The following is a 1,877-nucleotide window of genomic DNA, read 5'->3' as shown; positions in this document are numbered from 1 at the left end:
CCCGGATTTACCTAGGAGATCAGGCTACAGGCTTACACCACGACAACCACCGCGTGGCGGAGCTACCCTCCTGCGTCACCCCATCACTTGCCTACTACCGGATCGGATCCCACGCTCCCCCGCACAACGCTCCCGAAGGAACGAAGACGGGTTCGGATGGTTAGCATCACCGGCCCCGGCATGGACGCACTGTCACGAGCACGGGAATATCAACCCGTTGTCCATCGACTACGCCTGACGGCCTCGCCTTAGGTCCCGGCTCACCCTGGGCGGAACAACCTGGCCCAGGAACCCTTGGTCATCCGGCGGCAGAGATTCTCACTCTGCATTCGCTACTCATGCCTGCATTCTCACTCCCACACCCTCCACCCGTAAATCACTCCCGGGCTTCACCAGACGCAGGACGCTCCCCTACCCAACACCCCACAAAGAGGCATTGCCACGGCTTCGGCGGTGCGCTTGAGCCCCGCTACATTGTCGGCGCAGGACCACTTGACCAGTGAGCTATTACGCACTCTTTCAAGGATGGCTGCTTCTAAGCCAACCTCCTGGTTGTCTAAGCGATCCCACATCCTTTCCCACTTAGCGCACGCTTAGGGGCCTTAGCCGGTGATCTGGGCTGTTTCCCTCTCGACCACGAAGCTTATCCCCCGCAGTCTCACTGCCGCGCTCTCACTCACCGGCATTCGGAGTTTGGCTGACTTCGGTAAGCTTGTCGGCCCCCTAGGCCATCCAGTGCTCTACCTCCGGCGAGAAACACACGACGCTGCACCTAAATGCATTTCGGGGAGAACCAGCTATCACGAAGTTTGATTGGCCTTTCACCCCTACCCACAGCTCATCCCCCAGGTTTTCAACCCTGGTGGGTTCGGGCCTCCACGACGTCTTACCGACGCTTCACCCTGGCCATGGGTAGATCACTCCGCTTCGGGTCTACACCCCGCGACTCACACGCCCTATTCGGACTCGCTTTCGCTACGGCTACCCCACACAGGTTAACCTCGCCACGAAGCATAACTCGCAGGCTCATTCTTCAAAAGGCACGCCATCACCCTGCACCACAAAGGCACTCCAGGCTCTGACGGCTTGTAAGCACACGGTTTCAGGTACTATTTCACTCCCCTCCCGGGGTACTTTTCACCTTTCCCTCACGGTACTTGTCCGCTATCGGTCACCAGGTAGTATTTAGGCTTGACGGGTGGTCCCGCCAGATTCACAGCGAATTCCACGGGCTCGCTGCTACTCGGGAACAATGCTCATGACACGCGCAGTGCTTTCACGTACGGGGCTCTCACCCACTCCGGCGACCCTTCCCAGAAGTCTTCCGCTAACACCACACCACATCATCCCACCCTCGGCAGAAGGTGAACAACACATCCCACAACCCCGCACCCGCAACACCTGCCGGCTTGACACGGACACGGTTTAGCCTCATCCGCTTTCGCTCGCCACTACTCACGGAATCACAATTGTTTTCTCTTCCTGTGGGTACTGAGATGTTTCACTTCCCCACGTTCCCTCCACGCACCCTATGAATTCAGGCACGGGTAACACCCCATGACGGGTGCTGGGTTTCCCCATTCGGACACCCTCGGATCACAGCTCGGTTGACAGCTCCCCGAGGACTATCGCGGCCTCCCACGTCCTTCATCGGCTCCTGATGCCCAGGCATCCACCATGTGCTCTTAACAACTTGACCACAACAAGATGCTCGCATCCACTATGCAACACTCAACCCACAACCACAGCAGACAACGACACCGCCACCACCCCCACAACCAGGAGCGTTAGGACAAGTCCCCATCCACGCGGCCACAAGACAACACCCACAACAGGTGTCCCCTCAGGACCCAACAGCGTGCCGAACCACCACGACG

Annotated in this window: 1 rRNA gene; it reads right to left on the bottom strand. The window is 58.7% G+C overall.

Going from position 1 to position 1,877, the window contains the following annotated elements:
• Window positions 1-1,699, bottom strand: a 23S ribosomal RNA gene (locus AB0J24_RS28660); the annotation flags it as partial.
• Between the last annotated feature and the right edge of the window lie 178 nt (window positions 1,700-1,877).

Origin of the sequence: Pseudonocardia sp. NPDC049635 (assembly GCF_040659795.1) — a bacterium.
Classification (GTDB): Bacteria; Actinomycetota; Actinomycetes; order Mycobacteriales; family Pseudonocardiaceae; genus Pseudonocardia.
The sequence above is the reverse complement of the archived record's forward strand: the minus strand, read 5'-3'. Positions and strand labels throughout refer to the sequence as shown.